A 19,005-nucleotide genomic window follows, 5' to 3' on the forward strand; every position below is an offset into this window, starting at 1 on the left:
CCGCACTGAAGGGGCAGTGAGAAGGGGGCGGAGATCGTGGCTGGATCCCTCGCAGGAGAAGAGGCGACGGCCGTCGGCGGGCGGCGCGGCGGCCCGCTGATCGTGACCGAGGACGTGGAGCTGCTCGACGACCTGCTGCGGCTGTGCGCGGCGGCCGGTGCCGAGCCGGAGGTCCATCACGGGCCGCCCGGGCGTCGTGGCAGCTGGGAGCGGGCTCCGATGGTGCTGGTGGGCGATGATGCCGCCGCGCGATGCCGGGGTGCCGGCCGGAGGAAGGGGGTGATGCTGGTCGGCCGGGACCAGGACGACCCGGACGTATGGCGGCGGGCGGTGGAGATCGGGGCCGAGTATGTGCTGCGGCTGCCCGATTCCGAGGGCTGGCTCGTCGATCAGATCGCCAACGCTGCCGAGGGCGTGGGACGGCCCGCGCTCACCGTCGGCGTGATGGGCGGCCGGGGCGGCTCCGGCGCCTCGACGCTGGCCTGCGCCCTTGCCGTGAGTGCGGCGAGGTCCGGTCGGCGGACGATGCTGATCGACGCCGATCCGCTGGGAGGCGGCATCGACGTCCTGCTCGGCGGCGAACGGACCGAGGGCATGCGGTGGCCGGATTTCGCGCAGTCGAAGGGGCGGCTCGGGGGCGGAGCCCTTGAGGACTCGCTGCCCGCGCTCCACGGGCTGCGGGTGCTGAGCTGGGGACGCGACGACGAGGTGGTGATCCCGCCGCAGGCGATGCGGGCGGTCCTCGCCGCCGCGCGCCGACTCGGCGGAGTGGTGGTCGTCGACCTCCCGCGCCGGGTCGACGAGGGAGTCGCCGAAGCCCTGGTCCAACTCGATCTCGGGCTGCTCGTGGTGCCGGGCGAACTGCGCGCGGTGGCAGCGGCCAAGCGTGTCGCGTCCACGGCCGGAATGGTGCTGGACGACCTGCGGGTGGTGCCCCGGGGCCCGTATGCCTCGGGGCTGGACGGACGGTGGGTCGCCCGGGCCACCGGTCTTCCGCTCGTCGGCGAACTCCCCTGGGAATCCGGCCTTCTGGACTCCCAGGACGACGGCATTCCGCCCGGTGGGAACGCCCGGGGCTCGCTGGCCCGGTTCTGCGCCGCCTTCTGGGACCAGGCGGCGGTGGCCGGCGACACGAGCCCAGTGACCGGCCCACCCGGGGGAGGGACAGCATGACGGACGAACTGCTCGACGCCGTACGTCAGCGGCTGGCACGCAGCGGTGCCGCTCCCACACCGGCCGGAGTGGCCGCCGCCCTGCGGGCCCAGGGACGGTTGCTGGGGGATGCCGAGGTGCTCGGAGCAGCAGAGGAGCTGCGCGGCGAACTCGTCGGCACGGGTGTGCTGGAGCCGTTGCTCGCGGATCCCGAGGTGACCGATGTGCTGGTGTCCGCACCGGACCGGGTGTGGGTGGACCGGGGCGGCGGGCTCCAACTGACGGGCGTCACCTTCTCGGACGCGGCGGCGGTCCGGAGACTGGCTCAGCGCCTCGCGGCGGTGGCCGGCAGGAGGCTGGACGACGCCCGGCCCTGGGTGGACGCACGACTGCCCGACGGCACACGGATGCACGCGGTACTGCCCCCGGTGGCTGTCGGCTCGACCTGTCTCTCCCTGCGCGTGGTGCGGCCGCGGGCCTTCTCGCTCGCGGAGTTGGTGGACGCGGGCACGGTGCCGCCGGGCGGCGACAGGATCCTGCGGGCCCTCGTGGAAGCCCGGATCTCCTATGTGATCAGCGGGGGCACCGGGGCAGGCAAGACGACGCTCCTCTCCAGCCTGCTGGGCGCGGTCGGCGTGAACGAGCGGATCGTGCTCGCCGAAGACTCCGCCGAACTGCGACCGGACCATCCGCACGTGGTCCGCCTGGAGTCCCGTCCGGCCAATCAGGAGGGCGCGGGCCGGGTGACGTTGCGCGATCTGGTTCGGCAGGCGCTGCGCATGAGACCCGACCGGATGGTGGTCGGCGAGGTGCGCGGCGCCGAGGTCACCGAACTGTTGGCCGCTTTGAACACCGGGCACGAGGGAGGGTGCGGCACCGTTCACGCGAACGCCGCCGAGCACGTCCCCGCCCGACTGGAGGCGCTGGGCACCGCGGCCGGCCTCGACCGGGTCGCCCTGCACAGCCAGTTGTCGGCCGCGCTCTCGGTGGTCGTCCATCTCGTACGGGATCGCGCGGGGCAACGACGGGTCGCCGAGGTGCACGTCCTGGAGCGGGATGCCGCGGGTCTCGTCTTCACGGTCCCGGCCCTGAGCTGGGGCGTCGGGGGCTTCGTTCCGGAGCCGGGATGGGAACGGCTGCGGTCGCTGATCGGTGGTGCGCTGTGACGGCGATGACGATGACCACGACGGCGGCAGCGGTGACATCGGCGTACGGGGCCCACGCGGTGGCTCTCTGTGCGGGATCCGCGGTGTGGCTCGCGATGATGCGGGACCCGGGCGTGCGGCGGGCGCGGGGGTTGTTCGTGGACGCTCCGCCCGCGCCCCGGCGGACGTGGGGCCGGTCGTCACGTCTGATCGAGGCCTGGGGGCGTCTGACGGAAACGGCCCGAAAGCGTCGGGAGTGGTGGTGCGTTCCGGGGGCGGTCGTGCTCGCGGTGCTGGGGAGTTCGGTGCTGCCGCTGGTCGCGGGAGCCATGGTGCTCCCGTTGGTACGCCGATGGCTGCAGAGGCGGGCCGGAACACGGGAGGCGGAGAGAGGCACGATCGCGGTCGCGACGTTGTGCGGAGCCGTGGTCGGGGAGCTTCGGGCCGGGCGCGAGCCGGGGCAGGCGTTGCTCGTCGCCCTGCGAGAAGGCCTCGCGGACGACGGACCTGGGGCGACGACCGCTTCCGGCAGCAGGCTGGGGGAGGCGGAGGCGGCGGTGCTGGCGGCGGCACGGTTCGGCGGCGATGTGCCGGCCGCGCTCCGGAAGGCGGCGGAGAGCCCGGGGATGGGCGGCCTGTCCGGGATGGCCGCGTGCTGGCGGGTGGCCGTGGACGGCGGGGCGGGCCTGGCGACCGGGCTGGAGCGCCTGGAGGCCGCGCTGCGGGAGGACCGGCGCAGACGGGAGGAGTTGCGCGCCCAGCTGGCGGGGGCGTGGTCGACGGTCGTGGTCCTGGCGTTGCTTCCCGTCGCCGGTCTGGGGCTGGGTGCGGCCCTCGGCGCCGAGCCCCTGCGCGTACTGCTGCACACCCCGGGTGGGCTGGCCTGTCTGGCGGTGGGCTCGTTCCTGGAGGCGGCCGGGCTGTATTGGGCCCGCCGAATCGTGCGCGGAGGGGAGGCGGCGTGAACACGGTGGGCGGAGAAGTTCTCCACAGCCTGGGGATGTCGGCGGTGGTGCTGGGGACGGTGGCGCAGGCGGCAGCCATGATCGCTGCCAGATGTCGGGAGCGAGCGATGCGTGGGCGGGGTGCGCAGTTGTTGGGGGTGAACGCGACCCCCAAGCCCGGCGGGCGGAGCCGATGGGTCGCGCGGCTCAGGTCGAGCGGTGGTCCGCGCCTTTCCGAGGGCGCTCGGCGGTGGGCGGCTCCGGGCGGGGCCTGGCTGACCGGATGGATTCTGGTCGGTGGTGTGCTGGGCTGCGCGGTGGGGGCGGCCGCGGCGTACGGGACGTGGCGGTGGCAGAGAACTCGCCCCCGCGGCGGCCCCGGTCACAGCCCTCCGGAGCGCGCCGTGATCGCCGGCCAGCTCCCCCTGGCCGCGGATCTGCTGGCCGCCTGTGTCGCGGTCGGGGCCGGCCCCCGGGAGGCGGCCGAGGAGGTGGGCCGATCCATCGGCGGCCCGGTCGGAGACCGGCTCGCCCGAACCGCCGTCGAGATCCGGCTCGGCGGCGAACCGGCCGAGGCGTGGGGCCGGTTCGGGGAGATACCGGGCGCCGGCCCACTGGCCCGCTGTCTGCACCGGGCAGGCGCGACGGGGGCCCCGGCGGCGGAGCCCATTGCCAGGCTGGCCTCGTCGATACGCGCCGAGCGGGCCGCCGCGGCAGTGGCGCGGGCGCAACGGGCCGGTGTGCTGATCACCGCGCCGGTCGGCCTCTGCTTCCTTCCCGCCTTCCTGGCGGTCGGGGTGGCGCCGGTGATCATCGGCCTGGCCGGCGACCTGCTGGCGACCGGCGGTCCCGGCCGGTAGACCGCGCACGGTTCGCGGCGGGCGGTTGCCTGTTGCTCGATCTGGCGGTCATTCATTTTCGCTGTCACTCACGGGTGTTCCGTTCGGGCGCCCGCTCGTCATCGATGCTCGTCGGGGGATGAAATGGAAACGAAGTTCTGGGACCGGGCCGTCGGGGCTCTGCGCGGGGGACGACTGTTCACGGGGTGGCCGGACCGCCGGGCGAAGTGGTCAGCGCGGTGGGCGGGTCGGCTCGGCCGGTCCGATCGGGGGATGACCACCTCCGAGTACGCGGTGGGAACGATCGCGGCGTGTGCCTTCGCGGCGGTGCTCTACAAGGTGGTGAACAGCGGGCCGGTGATGTCGGCGTTGCAGTCGCTGGTCGAGGACGCACTCGATGCGAAGTTCTGAGATTCGGTCGGGTCCGGGCCTGGGGGCCCGGTTCAGGGAATCGTGCAGGTGCCTCTCCCGGAGCCACTTCCGGCGTCACTTCCGCTGTCTCGGCCGGGAGCTCTCGCGGGGTGCCACTCGGGGGCGTGACCGGGGCCGGGCCCCGAGCGGCGACGGGGGCGGTGGCCGGGCCGGCGACCGGGGCGCGGTGACCGCGGAGGCGGCGGTGGTGATCCCGGTGCTGGTGGCGTTCGCCCTGGCCCTGCTCTGGGCGTTGATGGCCGCCGCGGACCAGATCCGGTGCGTGGATGCGGCGCGGGCGGGGGCTCGGGCCGCGGCCCGTTCGGAGCCGGAGACGGAGGTGCTGGACGCCGCGCGTGACGCGGCGCCCCAAGGGGCCCGGGTCGAGATGGGGCGGGCGGGAGACCTGTGGCGCGTCCGCGTGGAGGCGCCGACCCGGGGGCCGGGTGTGCTGGCCCTGAACTTGAGCGCCGAGGCAGCTGCCCTGGCTGAGGACACGGTGGGGGGTGCCGCGCCATGAGGGAGAGGGGGCTTGGAGACCCGGGGCTGGGTGCCCTTGGCCTGGGCATGGGGCGGGGAGCGTTGCGGCGGTGGGACCGGGGTTGGGGCCGGAGCCAGAGCCAGAGCCAGGGCCAGGGCCCAGGCCGGGGTCCGAGCCCGAGCCCGAGCCCGAGCCGGGGCCTGAGCTGGAGCTGGGGCCAGGGCCCGGACCGGGGACGGGGTACGGGCATGGGCCAGGGTGCGGACCGGGGTGTGGCGACCGTGTGGGTGGCTGTGACCGCGGCCGGTCTGTGCACCGTGTTCGCCGTGGTGCTCGCGCTGGGACAGGCCGTGGCTGCCCGTCACCGGGCGGGCGGGGCCGCGGATCTGGCGGCCCTCGCGGCGGCGGACCGGGCGTTGGAGGGGGCGGAGGCCGCGTGTGAGGCGGCCCGGAGAGTGGCTCTGGCGCAGGACGCCGTGATCGTTCGCTGCGCGGTGCAGGGGGAGGTCGCCGATGTGACCGCTCGCGCGGGATTCGGGCCCTACCTACCCACCGTCAGGTCCCGGGCCGGGCCTCCGGGGATTCCCTCGGCCGGGGCTCCGGCCGATCCTCCCGTCCGGGCTCCGGCAGATTCCTCTGGCGGGACTCCGGAAGGGCCCCGGGTCCGGCCTCCGGCAGGTCCCCCGGCCGGGGAATCTGTCGGGTCCTGACGTCCCGTCGGTGCGGCGGTCGGGTTGTCCGTCGGTTCCTCCTCGTCGGGTCAGTCCTCCGTGGTGGTCGGTCCGTCCGGTTCCACGGGGGCGGCCCTGAGGAGTTCGGTGAGGAGGCGTACGGCTCCGCGTTTGTGCAGGGGCTCGTTGCCGTTGCCGCACTTGGGGGACTGGATGCAGGAGGGGCAGCCCGCCTCGCACTCGCAGGACGCGATGGCCTCCCGGGTCGCCGTCAGCCAGGCACGGGCGGTGTGGAAGGCCCGCTCGGCGAATCCGGCTCCTCCGGGATGACCGTCGTACACGAAGACCGTCGGCAGGAGGGTGTCCGGGTGCAGGGGTACGGAGACGCCGCCGATGTCCCAGCGGTCGCAGGTGGCGAAGAGGGGGAGGAGTCCGATCGAGGCGTGTTCGGCGGCGTGGAGCGCGCCGCCGAGGATCTCCGGGTTGATGCGGGCGGCGTCGAGTTGGTCCTCGGTGACCGTCCACCAGACGGCACGGGTGCGCAGGGTGCGGGGAGGCAGGTCGAGCTTGGTCTCGCCCAGGACCTCCCCGGTGATCAGTTTGCGGCGGAGGAAGGAGACGACCTGATTGGTGACCTCGACGGAGCCGTAGCAGAGCCGGCCCTGACCCCAGGGGATCTCGGTGTCGGTCTCCAGGACGGTGATGGCCGTGGTGTCGCGGGCGACCGTCGAATACGGGGGTTCGGCCTGCTCGACGAGGGCCACCGAGTCCTCCAGGTCCAGTTTCCGGACCAGGTGGGTGCGGCCCTGATGGAGGTGGACGGCCCCCTCGTGGACGGCCGTGTGGGCGGCGGCCGCGTCGACGGTGCCCAGCAGTCGGCCGGTGCCCTCCTCGACGATCTGGACGGGGCGGCCGCCCCCGCCCCGGATGTCGGCTAGGTCGGCGGCCCGTTCGCGGCGGGTCCAGTGCCAGCCCGACGCCCGTCTGCGCAGCAGTTTCGCCGCCTCCAGTTGTGGCAGCAGTTCGGGCACGGCGGGGCCGAAGAGCGTGATGTCGGTTTCGGTGAGGGGGAGTTCGGCGGCTGCGGCGCAGAGGTGGGGGGCCAGGACGTAGGGGTTGTCCGGGTCCAGCACCGTCGACTCGACGGGCTGCCGGAACAGCGCCTCCGGGTGGTGCACCAGATAGGTGTCCAGCGGGTCGTCCCGGGCCACGAGGACGGCCAGGGCGCCCTGCCCCGAGCGGCCGGCGCGCCCCGCCTGCTGCCAGAGGGAGGCCCGCGTGCCCGGGTAGCCGCAGATGACCACCGAGTCGAGGCCGGAGACGTCGATGCCGAGTTCCAGGGCGGTGGTGGCCGCCAGTCCGAGCAGCTCGCCGGAGTGCAACGCCCGCTCCAGGGCCCGACGCTCCTCGGGGAGGTAACCCCCGCGATAGGCGGCGACCCGCTTCGGCAGCGAGCGGTCGACCTCCGCGAGGCGCTCTTTGGCGATCACCGAGATCAGCTCCGCGCCGCGCCGGGAGCGTACGAAGGCGACCGAGCGGACGCCCTGGAGGGTCAGGTCGGTGAGCAGGTCGGCGGTCTCGGCTGTCGCGGTACGGCGTACGGGGGCGCCCTTCTCGCCGTGCAGGTCGGTCAGCGGGGGCTCCCACAGGGCGAAGACCAGCTCGCCGCGCGGGGAGGCGTCGTCGGACACCTCGACGACCGGCCGGCCCGTCAGACGCCCGGCTGCGACCGCGGGGTCCGCCGCCGTGGCCGAGGCGAGCAGGAAGACCGGGTCGGCCCCGTAACGGGCACACAGGCGGCGCAGACGGCGCAGGACCTGGGCGACGTGGGAGCCGAAGACGCCCCGGTAGGTGTGGCACTCGTCGATCACGACGAACCGCAGGGCGCGCAGGAACGAGGACCAGCGGGGATGGGAGGGCAGGATGCCGCGGTGCAGCATGTCGGGGTTGGTCAGGACGTAGTTGGCGTACTGCCGTACCCATTCGCGTTCCTCGACCGGGGTGTCGCCGTCGTAGACCGCGGGCCTGACGGCGTTGCCGAGCGGGGCCGCCAGCGCTTTCACCGAGCGCCGCTGGTCGGCTGCCAGGGCCTTGGTGGGGGCGAGGTACAGGGCGGTGGCCCCGCGGCCGTTCGGGGCCTCCGAGCCGTCCAGGAGGGTGCTGAGGACCGGCGCCAGGTACGCGAGGGACTTTCCGGAGGCCGTGCCGGTGGCGATCACGACCGACTCGCCGTCCAGAGCGTGCTCGGCCGCGGCCGCCTGATGCGCCCACGGATGGTCGATCCCGGCTTTTTCGATCGCCGAGATCACTTCTGGCCGCACGCGATCCGGCCAGATGGCATGGGTTCCCGATCTCGGGGGCAGGTGCTCCGTATGAGTGATGCGCGCGGCCCGGCCCGCCCCTGTGGCGAGCCGGTCGAGGATCATGGCGGGAGAGGGGCGCGAGCCCCTGCTCTCGGCTGGTCGTCCGGGACGGTGATTCTTGGCCATCGGCACCGAGTGTGTCACTGGCGTGACGGACAATGGTCCCAAGGCGTCGTGCATGGCTGCTGGTAAGTGATTGAATGCCATCGCGGCTGGCGATCCGTCCCCTGGCCTCCGTCGGGGAGACCGAGGGGCGACCGCTCGATAGCAAGGTGCTGGAGGATCCGTGGACCTGTCCCTGTCGACTCGCAATGTGTCCGGCCCTGGTGGCGACCGTACGGTCGTCGAGGTCGGTGGCGAGATTGATGTGTATACCGCGCCCAAGCTGCGCGAGCAGTTGGTCGAGTTGGTGAATGACGGCAGCTACCACCTGGTTGTCGACATGGAAGGCGTCGACTTCCTCGACTCCACCGGTCTCGGCGTGCTCGTGGGCGGCTTGAAGCGTGTCCGGGCCCATGAGGGCTCGCTGCGCCTGGTCTGCAACCAGGAACGCATTCTCAAGATCTTCCGGATCACGGGTCTGACCAAGGTGTTCCCGATTCACACCACGGTCGACGAGGCTGTCGCCGCCACCGACTGAGGTCGGAGCGGACCGGCCTCCGGGCCGGTCGGCAGGCAGTGAACAGGCCGGCAGCGGCAGCGCATGGGCCGCGACGGGCAGGCGGTCGACCTTCGGGTCGGCTGTCGGCTTTGTCGGCTTCCGGAGGAGGAGAGCAGGGGTGCCGGGCGACACGCCCGGGGCCCCTGAGGCGTACGCCCGAACGTTCGAGGGGGATGGCATGGCCACCGTTGAACTCCGCTTCAGCGCCCAGCCTGAACATGTCAGGACGGCCCGCCTGGTGGCGGCCGCCGTGGCGCGCCGGGCCGGCGTGGACGAGGCGGTGCTCGACGAGGTCAGGCTCGCCGTCGGCGAGGCGTGCAGCCGCGCGGTCGGGCTGCACCGCAGTCACGGCATCACCGCGCCGGTCAGCGTCGCGCTGACCGAGGAGGAGAAGGCGTTCTCCATCGAGGTCGGGGACAGCGTTCCCGATCCCGGCGCCGATCCGGCCGAGTCCGGGGCGCCTGACGCCTCCGGATCCGGCCCGGCGCGGCCCGGCTCCGAGGCCGACGGTGAGGGCGAGGACGAGATGGGCCTCGCGGTCATCAGCGGACTCGTCGACGACGTGGAGGTCCGTTCCGGTGCGGGTGGCGGAGTGATCCGCATGAGCTGGCCGACGGCCGACGCCGCGGTTCGATCCTGAAGCTGCGACCGGGCCGGCAGAGCTGCGGTGTGGGCTCGGAGCCGCTGTGCGGGCTCTGAGGCTGCCGCGCAGCCCAGAGGTCTCGGTTCAGCTGTGCGGCCGCAGCCCCGGCCTCGGAGTCTCCGCGCGGTCCTGAGCCCGCGCTCGTACCTGCGGCCGCGTCCGTGCCCGTACCCCCGTGCTCGCGCGCGAGACGGCTGCGGCTGAGGCCAGTGGGTCTCCAGGCGTACGGGTGACGTGATGTTTCGTTTTTCCAGGCCCTGCTGAGCAGGGCCTTTTTCATTGAGGGCTGAGCGAGGGCTTGGCGTGGGCCTATCGCGGGTTCGTCGACGGTTTCCGGGTAATGCGTCTGCCTCATTACTGCATTCGAGCAGAATCGCTCCGCTGATCTTTCGGCGTTGGGGGGAGAGCGATCAATTCTCTTCCCGCCCACTGTTTTGATCAGGTTCCGCTCCCTACAATCCGTCCACGACTTGAGCGCTGAGCGTCAAGGAGGACGTATGGCGGAGTTCTTCACCACCCCAATGGCAGTACTGACGCAAGAATCCGCACTTTCCGACCGGCCCGCTTCCCTCGCGGCGGCGGCACTCACCGACGGCAACCGGCTGATCGTCATCGTCGTGGCGGTCGTCGCCGTCGCCGCGCTGATCGTCGCCCAGCTGCTCGTACGCCAGGTTCTGGCGGCCGGCGAGGGCACCGAACGGATGAAGGAGATCGCCGCAGCGGTCCAGGAGGGTGCGAACGCCTATCTGGCCCGACAACTGCGCACGGTCGGTGTCTTCTCCGTCGTCGTGTTCTTCCTGTTGTTCCTGTTGCCGGCCGACAACTGGTCGCAGCGCGCGGGGCGTTCCCTCTTCTTCCTGGTGGGTGCGCTTTTCTCGGCGGCGACCGGATACATCGGCATGCGGCTCGCCGTACGGAGCAATGTGCGGGTGGCGGCAGCAGCGAGGGAGGCGACTCCGGCGGAAGGCGAACCGGAAAAGGATCTCACCTCCGTCTCGCACAAAGCGATGAAGATCGCTTTCCGTACCGGTGGTGTGGTCGGAATGATCACGGTGGGGCTCGGTCTGCTCGGGGCCTCCTGTGTGGTGCTCGTCTATGCCGCCGACGCGCCCAAGGTGCTGGAGGGGTTCGGCCTCGGTGCGGCGCTCATCGCCATGTTCATGAGGGTCGGGGGCGGGATCTTCACCAAGGCCGCGGACGTGGGGGCCGACCTGGTGGGCAAGGTGGAGCAAGGCATCCCGGAGGACGATCCGCGTAACGCCGCGACCATCGCCGACAACGTGGGCGACAACGTCGGTGACTGCGCGGGCATGGCCGCCGACCTCTTCGAGTCCTACGCCGTGACGCTCGTCGCCGCGCTCATCCTCGGCACGGCAGCGTTCGGCGACTCCGGTCTCGCCTTCCCCCTGATGGTCCCGGCGATCGGTGTCGTCACCGCGATGATCGGGATCTTCGCGGTCGCCCCGCGCCGGGCCGACCGCAGCGGGATGACCGCGATCAACCGCGGCTTCTTCATCTCCGCGGTGATCTCGCTCGGCCTCGTGGCCGTGGCGGCCTTCACCTACCTGCCGTCCTCGTACGCCGAACTGGACGGGGTCGGCGACGAGGCGATCGCCACGCACGGCGGCGACCCGCGGATCTTCGCCCTGGTCGCGGTCGCCATCGGCATCGTCCTGGCCGCGCTCATCCAGCAGCTCACCGGCTACTTCACCGAGACCAACCGCCGCCCCGTCCGGGACATCGGGAAGTCCTCGCTCACCGGCCCGGCCACCGTGGTGCTCGCGGGCATCTCCATCGGTCTGGAGTCGGCCGTCTACACCGCGCTGCTGATCGGCCTCGGCGTCTACGGGGCGTTCCTGCTGGGCGGTACATCGATCATGCTGGCGCTCTTCGCGGTCGCGCTCGCCGGGACGGGGCTCCTCACCACCGTCGGCGTCATCGTCGCCATGGACACCTTCGGTCCGGTGTCCGACAACGCCCAGGGCATCGCCGAGATGTCCGGGGACGTCACGGGGGCCGGCGCCCAGGTGCTCACCGACCTGGACGCGGTCGGCAACACGACCAAGGCCATCACCAAGGGCATCGCCATCGCCACCGCCGTCCTGGCGGCGGCCGCGCTCTTCGGCTCCTACCGCGACGCCATCGCCACGGCGGTCGACGACGTCGGGGCCGGGGTGGGCGAGCTCGGGCTGAGCCTGGACATCTCGCAGCCCAACAACCTCGTCGGCCTGATCCTGGGCGCGGCGGTCGTCTTCCTCTTCTCCGGGCTCGCCATCAACGCGGTGTCCCGGTCCGCCGGTTCCGTGGTCTACGAGGTCAGGCGGCAGTTCCGCGAGCGCCCCGGGATCATGGACTACACGGAGAAGCCGGAGTACGGGCGCGTCGTCGACATCTGCACCCGCGACGCCCTGCGGGAACTGGCCACGCCCGGGCTCCTCGCGGTGCTGGCGCCGATCGCGGTCGGCTTCACCCTCGGCGTCGGGGCGCTCGGCTCCTACCTCGCCGGCGCGATCGGCACCGGAACGCTGATGGCGGTGTTCCTCGCCAACTCCGGCGGGGCCTGGGACAACGCCAAGAAGCTCGTCGAGGACGGTCACCACGGCGGCAAGGGCAGCGAGGCCCATGCCGCGACCGTGATCGGCGACACGGTCGGCGACCCGTTCAAGGACACGGCGGGCCCGGCGATCAACCCGCTCCTCAAGGTGATGAACCTGGTCGCCCTGCTCATCGCCCCGGCGATCGTGCAGTTCAGTTACGGCGCGGACGCGAACCCCTGGGTGCGGGTGCTGGTGGCCGTCGTCGCCATCGGGATCATCGTCGCCGCGGTGTACGTCTCCAAGCGGCGGGGCATCGCCGTGGGCGACGACGACGCCTCGGGGGACGGCGGTCCCTCGGTTCCCGCGCCGGATCCGGCAGCGGCTCCGTGACCCTTATGCGAGGGGTCGGGGAGGGCCCGGGGCCGGCCTCGTGGTGAGGTGAGGTGACGTGTGATCAAGAGGTGGGTGGGTGGCCCGTGCTGACGGGCCGTCCGTCCGCCTCTTTCTTCCTGCCGCCCTGTGTTCCTCCGGGGCTGCTCCCGTCCGTCCCCTTTCGGCGTGGGGATTCCGGCACGCCGTGGACGCCGCCCAGGCGGAATCCGTCATTCGGATGAGTTACCGCTCATGCGTACGGTTCTCTCTATGAGTGGCATCTCCCTCATTTCCCTTGGTGCAAATGGCTTCAAAAGGGTGCATAAAGGATGAGCGGCACCCGGCTGTCGTCCCCTCGCCGTGTAAGTTCCGGGCCGAGAGCCTTGGAAGGGACCGATCCGGTGAACAAGAAGCTTGCAGCCGCACTGTCCGGCGGTGCGGTACTCGTACTGACGCTGTCGGGCTGCAGCGACGACAGCGACAACAAGGTCAACGACTGGGCCAAGAAGGTCTGCGACCAGGTTCAGCCGCAACTCCAGAAGATCAACAACGCCAACGCCTCGATCCTCGAGAAGACCGGCGACAACAACAAGCCCGCCGACGTCCAGAAGGCCGACTCGGTCGCCTTCCAGGAGATGTCCGAGGCGTACAAGGCGCTGGGCACGGCTGTGGACTCGGCCGGCCCGCCGCCCGTCGACGGCGGCGAGGCCACGCAGAAGGCTGCGGTGAAGGAGCTCAACGCCTCCTCCAAGGCGTACGCCGACCTCAAGACCCAGGTCGACGCACTCGACACCAAGGAGCAGAGCAAGTTCGCCGACGGGCTGAAGACCATCGCCGACGAGCTGAACAAGATCAGCACCGGTGGTGACCAGGCGCTGAAGAAGCTCCAGTCCGGCGAGGTCGGTGTCGCGATGTCGAAGCAGGAGGGCTGCCAGAAGCAGACCGCTTCGACCGGTCCCTCCGGTTCCGGGGCGGCCGACGCCGACGCGTCCTCGGAGAGCTCGGCCCCCGACAAGAAGGAGTCGGAGGACAAGGGCTCCGCCGAGAAGGAGTCCTCGGAGAAGAAGTCCTGAGCGCTGTTCTCCTCGTAGCGGCCCGGACACCCGGTGGGTGTCCGGGCCGCTGCCGTTGTCGGTGCGACCGGACACAATGGGAGGGTGAGTAAGAGCAGCCTTCCCGCACCCGACCACGCCGCCGCCCTCCGTGAGGCCCTGCTCGCCGCGGACTTCACCGCGGACGGGCTCCTCGAACGCCTCGGCGCGCCTGCCTACGCCGCCCTCGCGCGCAGCGAGACCGTCCCCGCCCTGCGGGCCACCCGGGGCGACACTCCGCTCGACACGCTGGTGCGGCTGTTCCTTCTGCAGCGCCCCGTCGCCGAGGAGCGGGCCCGTGCCGCCCTGCCGCTGGACGAGTGCGTCGCGGACGGCTGGGTGACCCGCGAGGGCGGTGCGGACGGGGAGGTCCGCGCGTGCGTCGACGTACGGCCGTACGGGGGGCCGGACGGCGAGGACTGGTTCATCGTGTCCGACCTCGGATGCGCGGTCGGCGGCGCGGGCGGGATCGGCTCGCGCGAGGAGGGCGTCGTCCTCGGCGTCGGCGGAGCTTCCACCACCCTCGCCGGGATCACCGTGCGGACGCCGGTCGCCTCGGCGCTCGACCTCGGTACGGGCTCCGGCATCCAGGCGCTGCACGCCGCCCAGCACGCGACCCGGGTCACCGCCACCGACCTCAACCCCCGTGCCCTGGAGTTCACCCGGCTCACCCTCGCCCTGTCCGGCGCCGCCCCCGCCGACCTGCGCGAGGGGTCCCTCTTCGAGCCGGTGGGCTCCGACACGTTCGACCTGATCGTCTCCAACCCGCCCTTCGTCATCTCGCCCGGCGCCCGCCTCACCTACCGGGACGGCGGCATGGGCGGCGACGACCTGTGCCGCACGCTGGTGCAGCAGGCGGGCGACCATCTGAACGAAGGGGGTTACGCCCAGTTCCTCGCCAACTGGCAGCACGTGGAGGGCGAGGAGTGGCAGGACCGGCTGCGCTCCTGGGTGCCGTACGGCTGTGACGCCTGGATCGTCCAGCGCGAGGTCCAGGACATCACGCAGTACGCCGAGCTGTGGCTGCGGGACAGCGGTGACCACCGCAGCGACCCCGCCGAGTACGACGAGCGGTACGAGGCGTGGCTCGACGAGTTCGAGGCCCGGGGCACCACGTCCGTCGGGTTCGGCTGGATCACCCTGCGCAAGTCCTCCGCCGCGGCGGCCGGGAACGCGTCGATCGTCGTCGAGGAGTGGCCGCACGCGGTGCAGCAGCCGCTGGGCCGGGCGGTGGAGGAGCACTTCGCCCGCCAGGACTACCTCCGCGACCAGGACGACGCGGCGCTGCTCGCCGGGCACTTCTCCCTCGCGGCCGAGGTCGTGCAGGAGCAGGTCGGCCTGCCGGGCGCGGAGGATCCCGAGCATGTGGTGCTGCGTCAGCACCGGGGCATGATGCGGGCGACCAAGGTCGATGCGGTGGCCGCCGGGTTCGCCGGTGTGTGCGACGGGTCGCTGCCCGCCGGGCGGATCCTGGACGCGATCGCGCAGTTGATGGCGGAGGACCCGGTGCTCCTGCGCGACCGGACACCGCAGGCGATCCGGCTGCTGGTCGAGGAGGGCTTCCTGGAGCCGGTGTCCGGGGGCGTGGCGCGGGGGGAGTAGGCCGGCCGCGGCGGAGGGGCGGGAGTGGGGCGCCCCGGACACCCAGGTGCTCGCTGCTCTGAACACCCGGGTGCCGGTCGTCCCCGTTCTCCCGGTCGCCCGGGTCGCCCGGGTCGCCTGGGGCCCTTCGCCCCGGGCACCGGGATGCCGGGTGCTCGCTGCCCGGGCACCTCAAGGTCGGGTGCCCGGCCCCGAGGTGTCTGCCGCCCCCCGGCTGCCGCGAGCGCCTTCCGGTATCCGCGGCTTTCCGGTCCCGGTGTCTCCCGGTCCCGGGCGCCTTCCGGTACCGGCCGGTGGTCATCGTCGTTCGGGGCGCGCTGTCCTTATTAACCAGCGCGTTCGCGTCCACGTCCTCCCGCGGCGCGCCCGGCCCGCACATTCCGGTCACGGATGCCCCGGCCCCCGGCGCGTACCGCCGAAGGAGTTCCGCCCGTCGGCGGGGGAGTGCTGTTCACCCGGGGTTCGTGTGGGCGATGCCCCGGGGTGACAGCCTCCCCGTGCCGGGCCGCCGAGGTCCGGCTCCGACGGGCCGGGCCGGCCCGCCCCGGGCGGCTCCCCGACGAGTCGTGCGACGGGTCACACGACGGTCTAGGGGTACGACATGGAGAGCGCCACCGCAGTCTTCGCCGGTACGGCCCTGGCACTGTTCGGCGCCGCCCTCCTGGTCTGGACAGGGGCGCGAGCCCTGCACCGCGCGCCGGTGGCGCACGGTGTGAGCCCTGTCGCCTCCACCGCACTCACGACGCTCTTCGGCGTAGTCTTCCTCGGCCTCGGTGTGTGGGTCTTCACGCACGTCTGATCCCCGCTCCGACCCGGGCGGCGCCCGGGTCGACAGGTCCCCCGCCGGGACACCGCGGCCGTCTCCGAAAAGCCGCAGGCCGAGGCCCCGCGTGACGCGGACCCGGCGGTCCGGGCGGCAGGAATGGCGGAAGTCGGGTTACCGTTCGAGTGGCCGTTGCGGGCTTTTGCCGTTTGACACGGGGGCGGGTTGTACCGTCACACTCCGCAGCGACAGCACCGCGGGAGGCGTCATGACGCCTCCCGGATGCCCACCGAGTGTCGACCGGAGAGAAGAGCGAAGTTGTCCCCGACCAGCGAGACCGCACAGGGCGGCCGCCGACTCGTCATCGTCGAGTCGCCTGCCAAGGCGAAGACGATCAAGGGCTATCTCGGCCCCGGATACGTCGTCGAGGCGAGCGTCGGGCACATCCGCGACCTCCCGAACGGCGCGGCCGAGGTCCCGGACGAGTACACCGGCGAGGTGCGCCGCCTCGGCGTGGACGTCGAGCACGACTTCCAGCCCATCTACGTCGTCAACGCGGACAAGAAGGCCCAGGTCAGGAAGCTCAAGCAGCTGCTGGCCGAGTCCGACGAACTCTTCCTCGCCACCGATGAGGACCGCGAGGGCGAAGCCATCGCGTGGCACCTCCAGGAAGTCCTGCGGCCCAAGGTCCCGGTCCACCGGATGGTCTTCCACGAGATCACCAAGGACGCGATCCAAGCCGCCGTCGCCAACCCGCGCGAGCTCAACCAGCGCATGGTCGACGCCCAGGAGACCCGCCGCATCCTCGACCGCCTCTACGGCTACGAGGTCTCGCCGGTCCTGTGGAAGAAGGTCATGCCGAAGCTCTCGGCGGGCCGCGTCCAGTCCGTCGCCACCCGCCTCGTCGTCGAGCGGGAGCGCGAGCGCATCGCCTTCCGCTCCGCCGAGTACTGGGACCTCACCGGAAAGTTCGCCACCGGCCGCACCGGTGACGCCTCCGACCCCTCGAACCTCACCGCCCGCCTCAGCGCGGTCGACGGCCGCCGCATCGCCCAGGGCCGCGACTTCGGCCCCGACGGGCAGCTCAAGGCCGGCTCCGCCCAGACCCTGCATCTGGACGAGACGAACGCCCGCGCGCTCGCCGCCGCGCTCGCCGACTCCTCCTTCACGGTCCGGTCCGTCGAGTCGAAGCCGTACCGCCGTTCCCCGTACGCCCCCTTCCGGACCACAACCCTCCAGCAGGAGGCGAGCCGCAAGCTGGGCTTCGGTGCGAAGGCGACCATGCAGGTGGCGCAGAAGCTGTACGAGAACGGCTTCATCACCTATATGCGTACGGACTCCACGACCCTCTCGGACACTGCGGTGTCCGCGGCCCGGGCCCAGGTCACGCAGTTGTACGGGGCGAACTACCTCCCCGAGAAGCCGCGTACGTACGCGGGCAAGGTCAAGAACGCGCAGGAGGCGCACGAGGCGATCCGCCCCTCCGGCGACCGCTTCCGCACCCCCGCCGAGACCGGGCTCACCGGCGACCAGTTCCGGCTCTACGAGCTGATCTGGAAGCGGACCGTCGCCTCCCAGATGAAGGACGCGACCGGTAACTCGGTCACCGTCAAGATCGGCGGCCGGGCGAGCGACGGCCGGGACGCCGAGTTCTCCGCGTCCGGCAAGACGATCACCTTCCACGGCTTCATGAAGGCGTACGTCGAGGGCGCCGACGACCCGAACGCCGAGCTGGACGACCGCGAGCGCCGACTGCCGCAGGTCGCCGAGGGCGACGCGCTGACCGCCGACGAGATCACGGTCGACGGGCACGCCACCAAGCCCCCGGCCCGCTACACCGAGGCCTCGCTGGTCAAGGAGCTGGAAGAGCGCGAGATCGGCCGCCCCTCCACGTACGCCTCGATCATCGGGACGATCCTGGATCGCGGTTACGTCTTCAAGAAGGGCACCGCGCTCGTCCCGTCCTTCCTGTCCTTCGCCGTGGTCAACCTGCTGGAGAAGCACTTCGGCCGGCTCGTCGACTACGACTTCACCGCCCGGATGGAGGACGACCTCGACCGCATCGCGCGGGGCGAGGCCAAGTCCGTGCCGTGGCTGAAGCGCTTCTACTTCGGAACGACCGGTTCCGGTGACGACCCGGCCGCCGCGGGTTCCGCCTCCGACGCGGGCAACGGCGACGGCGACCACCTCGGCGGTCTGAAGGAGCTGGTCACCGACCTCGGCGCGATCGACGCCCGGGAGATCTCCTCCTTCCCCGTCGGCAACGACATCAAGCTCCGTGTCGGCCGCTACGGCCCGTACATCGAGCGGGGCGAGAAGGACGCCGAGGGCCACCAGCGCGCCGACGTGCCCGACGACCTGGCCCCCGACGAGCTGACCGTCGAGCTGGCCGAGGAGCTGCTGGCCAAGCCCAGCGGCGACTTCGAGCTGGGCGCCGACCCGGTGACCGGCAACCAGATCATCGCCAAGGACGGGCGCTACGGCCCGTACGTCACCGAGGTGCTGCCTGAGGGGACGCCGAAGACCGGCAAGAACGCGGTGAAGCCGCGGACCGCCTCGCTCTTCAAGACCATGTCCCTGGACACGGTCACCCTCGCCGACGCCCTCAAGCTGATGTCGCTGCCGCGCGTCGTCGGCGAGGACGCCGAGGGCGTCGAGATCACCGCGCAGAACGGCCGGTACGGCCCGTATCTGAAGAAGGGCACCGACTCCCGGTCGCTGACCTCCGAGGACCAGCTCTTCGACATCACCCTCGAAGAGGCCCTGGCGATCTACGCCCAGCCCAAGCAGCGCGGCCGGGCCGCCGCCAAGCCCCCGCTGAAGGAGCTGGGCACCGACCCGGTCAGCGAGCGGCCCGTGGTGGTCAAGGACGGCCGCTTCGGCGCGTACGTCACCGACGGCGAGACCAACGCCACCCTGCGGACCGGCGACAGCGTCGAGGAGATCACGCCGGAGCGCGGCTACGAACTGCTCGCCGAGAAGCGCGCCAAGGGGCCCGCCAAGAAGAAGACGGCCAAGAAGGCCCCCGCGAAGAAGGCGACGGCCAAGAAGACGGCCGCGAAGAAGACGACGGCCACCAAGACCACGGCTGCCAAGAAGACCGCGGCGAAGAAGACGACGACGGCCAAGAAGGCGACGTCCACGAAGACCGCCGCCACGAAGACGGCGGCCAAGAAGACGGCCACGTCCTCCGCCCCGTCGGACGACTGACACCTCTTCGTATCTTCGTACGGGCTGGTCCGCCGTAGGTTTCGCCACCGCCGCCCGGCGCCCTGGATCTCCGTGATCCCGGCGCCGGGCGGCGGTGCGTCAGGGGCCAGTGAGAGCCTG

The 19,005-nt window shown here is 72.0% G+C and carries 15 protein-coding genes; 14 read left to right on the top strand and 1 reads right to left on the bottom strand.

Translation table 11 applies throughout. The features are described from left to right. Nucleotides 1-36 precede the first annotated feature (36 nt). The 7 genes from ssd (at nucleotide 37) to WQO_RS19305 (ending at nucleotide 5,682) form a co-directional block, all read left to right on the top strand. On the top strand, nucleotides 37-1,173 hold the full coding sequence (ssd, locus tag WQO_RS19275) for a septum site-determining protein Ssd (protein ID WP_010056079.1): 1,137 nt from the start codon (nucleotides 37-39) through the stop codon (nucleotides 1,171-1,173). Further along, a complete protein-coding gene (locus WQO_RS19280; protein WP_010056077.1) occupies nucleotides 1,170-2,318 on the top strand; it encodes a TadA family conjugal transfer-associated ATPase in 1,149 nt (382 codons plus the stop codon). The genes ssd and WQO_RS19280 overlap by 4 nt, the downstream gene beginning before the upstream one ends. Before the next feature lie 11 nt (nucleotides 2,319-2,329). Beyond that, entirely contained in the window at nucleotides 2,330-3,262 is a 933-nt protein-coding gene (locus WQO_RS19285; protein ID WP_050992189.1) for a type II secretion system F family protein, read from the top strand. Beyond that, nucleotides 3,259-4,101: a type II secretion system F family protein gene (locus WQO_RS35215; RefSeq protein ID WP_029181847.1), complete on the top strand. Its 843-nt coding sequence runs from the start codon at nucleotides 3,259-3,261 to the stop codon at nucleotides 4,099-4,101. The genes WQO_RS19285 and WQO_RS35215 overlap by 4 nt, the downstream gene beginning before the upstream one ends. 123 nt (nucleotides 4,102-4,224) lie before the next feature. Then, nucleotides 4,225-4,491: a DUF4244 domain-containing protein gene (locus WQO_RS19295; RefSeq protein ID WP_010056072.1), complete on the top strand. Its 267-nt coding sequence runs from the start codon at nucleotides 4,225-4,227 to the stop codon at nucleotides 4,489-4,491. 187 nt (nucleotides 4,492-4,678) lie between these two features. After that, entirely contained in the window at nucleotides 4,679-5,011 is a 333-nt protein-coding gene (locus tag WQO_RS36565; RefSeq protein WP_010056070.1) for a TadE family type IV pilus minor pilin, read from the top strand. A 209-nt stretch (nucleotides 5,012-5,220) separates the two neighbouring features. Beyond that, the gene (locus WQO_RS19305) at nucleotides 5,221-5,682 is read left to right on the top strand and encodes an Rv3654c family TadE-like protein (RefSeq protein WP_010056069.1); all 462 of its coding nucleotides are present in this window, start codon (nucleotides 5,221-5,223) and stop codon (nucleotides 5,680-5,682) included. Between the two features lie 50 nt (nucleotides 5,683-5,732). Here WQO_RS19305 and WQO_RS19310 read toward each other — a convergent pair whose 3' ends face one another. Beyond that, nucleotides 5,733-8,213 (bottom strand): DEAD/DEAH box helicase, encoded by a 2,481-nt coding sequence (locus WQO_RS19310; RefSeq protein WP_029181846.1) that lies wholly within the window; start codon nucleotides 8,211-8,213, stop codon nucleotides 5,733-5,735. Nucleotides 8,214-8,292: 79 nt separating this feature from the next. Between WQO_RS19310 and WQO_RS19315 the strand changes: the two genes are divergently transcribed. The 7 genes from WQO_RS19315 to topA all read left to right on the top strand — a co-directional run bounded on the left by WQO_RS19315 (nucleotide 8,293) and on the right by topA (nucleotide 18,885). Continuing rightward, on the top strand, nucleotides 8,293-8,646 hold the full coding sequence (locus tag WQO_RS19315; protein ID WP_003967428.1) for an STAS domain-containing protein: 354 nt from the start codon (nucleotides 8,293-8,295) through the stop codon (nucleotides 8,644-8,646). A gap of 199 nt (nucleotides 8,647-8,845) precedes the next feature. Then, the gene (locus WQO_RS19320) at nucleotides 8,846-9,307 is read left to right on the top strand and encodes an ATP-binding protein (protein WP_010056066.1); all 462 of its coding nucleotides are present in this window, start codon (nucleotides 8,846-8,848) and stop codon (nucleotides 9,305-9,307) included. 500 nt (nucleotides 9,308-9,807) lie between these two features. Further along, entirely contained in the window at nucleotides 9,808-12,237 is a 2,430-nt protein-coding gene (locus WQO_RS19325; protein WP_010056064.1) for a sodium-translocating pyrophosphatase, read from the top strand. Between the two features lie 383 nt (nucleotides 12,238-12,620). Continuing rightward, complete coding sequence (locus tag WQO_RS19330) at nucleotides 12,621-13,292, top strand: hypothetical protein (RefSeq protein ID WP_010056062.1); 672 nt, start codon at nucleotides 12,621-12,623, stop codon at nucleotides 13,290-13,292. Nucleotides 13,293-13,376: 84 nt separating this feature from the next. Beyond that, a complete protein-coding gene (locus WQO_RS19335) occupies nucleotides 13,377-14,912 on the top strand; it encodes a DUF7059 domain-containing protein (protein ID WP_010056060.1) in 1,536 nt (511 codons plus the stop codon). A gap of 601 nt (nucleotides 14,913-15,513) precedes the next feature. After that, on the top strand, nucleotides 15,514-15,711 hold the full coding sequence (locus WQO_RS19340) for a hypothetical protein (protein WP_010056059.1): 198 nt from the start codon (nucleotides 15,514-15,516) through the stop codon (nucleotides 15,709-15,711). Between the two features lie 282 nt (nucleotides 15,712-15,993). Next, entirely contained in the window at nucleotides 15,994-18,885 is a 2,892-nt protein-coding gene (topA, locus tag WQO_RS19345) for a type I DNA topoisomerase (RefSeq protein WP_010056058.1), read from the top strand. Nucleotides 18,886-19,005: the final 120 nt, after the last annotated feature.

Source organism: Streptomyces globisporus C-1027 (genome assembly GCF_000261345.2).
Taxonomy (GTDB): domain Bacteria; phylum Actinomycetota; class Actinomycetes; order Streptomycetales; family Streptomycetaceae; genus Streptomyces; species Streptomyces pakalii.